The organism is Blautia sp. MSK18_10 (assembly GCF_020553185.1).
Classification (GTDB): Bacteria; Bacillota; Clostridia; order Lachnospirales; family Lachnospiraceae; genus Blautia_A; species Blautia_A wexlerae.
Window position 1 is genome coordinate 1 of sequence record NZ_JAJCGT010000090.1, and the last position, 2,545, is coordinate 2,545.

The 2,545-nt window shown below is 39.5% G+C and carries 2 protein-coding genes; both read right to left on the minus strand.

From position 1 onward, the window contains the following. Positions 1–268: 268 nt before the first annotated feature. Positions 269–1,444 (minus strand): IS91 family transposase, encoded by a 1,176-nt coding sequence (locus tag LI074_RS16860; protein WP_128868230.1) that lies wholly within the window; start codon positions 1,442–1,444, stop codon positions 269–271. After that, positions 1,441–2,289 carry a tyrosine-type recombinase/integrase gene (locus tag LI074_RS16865; RefSeq protein ID WP_055060816.1) on the minus strand — a complete coding sequence of 283 codons (849 nt, stop codon included), beginning with the start codon at positions 2,287–2,289 and terminating at the stop codon, positions 1,441–1,443. Before LI074_RS16865 ends, LI074_RS16860 begins: the two co-directional genes overlap by 4 nt. Between the last annotated feature and the right edge of the window lie 256 nt (positions 2,290–2,545).

The following is a 2,545-nucleotide window of genomic DNA, read 5'->3' on the forward strand; positions in this document are numbered from 1 at the left end:
AAATCGTTAAGGAAAGAATCGAAGGTGGTGCAAACGAAAAAGCAGTATGGAGACTTTTCATTAACTGCCCTTTCGTTTGCATCAATTTCGATTTTTTCTGGTTGAACAAAGCGCGTCAACTCTATATGGACTTTTAATTATGACACTCTATTTATAATAGGATAGCGTGTACACATAGAAACACATAGAATTTATAATTCAGTCCTGTATTATGACACCAGAAATAAGCCTCCCTAAGGAAGCTAAAAAAATATACAGTTATGATACGTTAACAGAGCATATGTGGTTTTGGTTTTATAAAATGTGGTTTTGTAGGCAGAGGAATAATCTTACCACCACAGGAAGAACACTTGCATATATCTTTATTATAAAGAAGACGGATAATGGCAGGTGCATCCATATCTTTCAGCTTGGAAATATATTTTTTGCAACCAAGGATGTTTCTGCATAGGGTAATCTTTTTCTTCTTATTTCTGGATGAAAGAAGACCATAGTGCCTGATACGTACAAAACGTTTTGGAGGAACATGCATTAAAAATCGACGGATAAATTCCTCGCCGGATATGGTGATCTCTTTCCAAAGCCCTTGGTTTTTGTAATCTTTAGCGGAAAAAGTAACTGTAGATTCTGTCATGTCTTTGATACGGTAGTTGCTGATAGCAATCCGGTGGGTGTATTTTCCAAGGTATCTGATGACAGATTCGGCACCGTCAAATGGTTTCTTGCAATAAAGAATCCATTCCTTTGTATAGCAGGTATTTAATAATTCCTTGAAAGTATAGTAGTTTTTGTAAGGTGCAGCCGATCCATGAAATTCAAGCCTGTCATTTTCCCAGAGCTGCTTAAGTTCAGCCATATATTTTCCACGAAATATTTTGGAGATCACCTTAATCGGAAGAAAAAACTCTTTCCCGTTGTCTTTCCAATGATTTTTCACATCCAGCCCTCCACCAAGAACAATCGCATGGATATGAGGATGAAAATTCATGGTGCTTCCCCATGTATGGAGGATACAAATATAGCCGATATCAGTCCCAAGATATTTACTATCAGCAGCAAGTTCACTGAGAGTATCTGAAGCCGCATGATAAAGAGCAGTGTATAAGAATTTCTGGTTGCTGTAGATAATGGGATTAAGTTCTTCTGGAACTGTAAAAACTACATGGAAATAAGGAGCATCTAAGATATCCTCACGCCGTGCATCTACCCATTTTTCTTTTGGAAACTCCTGACACATAGGACAGCATCTGTCACGGCAGGAGTTATAGTGGACTGACATGCAGCCGCAGTCCTCGCATACGCTTACATTCACACCAAAGGCACCGGTTTTGCAATTCATGATGTGATAAGCGGCCTTTCGCTGAGCGAGAGAAATACTATGTGTGGATTCAAAAGATGGATAAAAACGATGAAAAACATCCTGAATCGTACAATCCTTACTCATGATTTACCACCTTCTGGGTTGTCGAACGGGCTGCGGATTCCAAGAAGTGTCTTGTTGCTCACATGAAGGTAAACATCTGTAGAGCGAGGATCAACATGTCCCAGAAGTGACTGGATATATTTTATATCTGTGCCACTTTCGAATAGGTGGCTGGCAAAACTATGACGGCACGCATGAGAGGAAACATGACGGTTAATGCCGGCGAGTTTGGCACTTTTCTTAAAGAACTGGTTAACACTGGCTATATCAAGATATCCACCGGACCAGGAACTTGGGAAAAGGATATCTTTAGGGCGACCACATTTGTACCAATACTCTGTGAGAAGGTCTAAATTTTTTTGAGACAGAATTGTATACCTGTCAATTCTGCCTTTGGTTTCACGAACATGAATTGTCATGTTGGTACGTGAAATGTCATCATAATGAAGATGAACAACCTCTGATACACGTAATCCGGAAGAATACATAGTTGCAATAATCGCTTTATGCTTCAGATTCGGAGTGGCGTCAATGATTGCATTTATTTCATCGCGGGATAGAACAGCAGGAAGATTTCGCTCTCTTTTCATAGCCGGAACAGTGTCATCATCCCAGAGAATCTTCAGCACCTTTTTATATAAGAACTTGATTGCAGACCGATAGTGATTGTGAGTTTCAGGAGACCTTCCTTCCAGACGTTTGGCAGTAAGAAAACTTTCCGCATCTTCAAGTGTAAGATCAGAAACATTTTTTCCAATCCAACGAAGGAAGTAACTGACATCAGAGCAATACAGTTGAATAGTTCTTTCACGCAGGTTACGTTTTTCCGCTTCATTGCGGATGGATTCAAAAATATCTTTATACATAATAAAACCTCCAGAATAAGTAGTGTTAATAATTACATCTACCTATTCGGAGGTGCGTTAGCGTCATAATTCCGATTGCGGAAGAGACTGGAAAATGTTATTCTTATCATAGGCAGTGGAGCTTTCTTAGTTCAGTTGTTTCGTGTGGTAACTTAACAATAACGGATTATGGAAAGTAATTCCACTGCTTTTTTAATAAAAATAAAACTGCGCCACAGCCTTGGCAGGCCATCGCGCAGCGATTTTGTTCAATCGG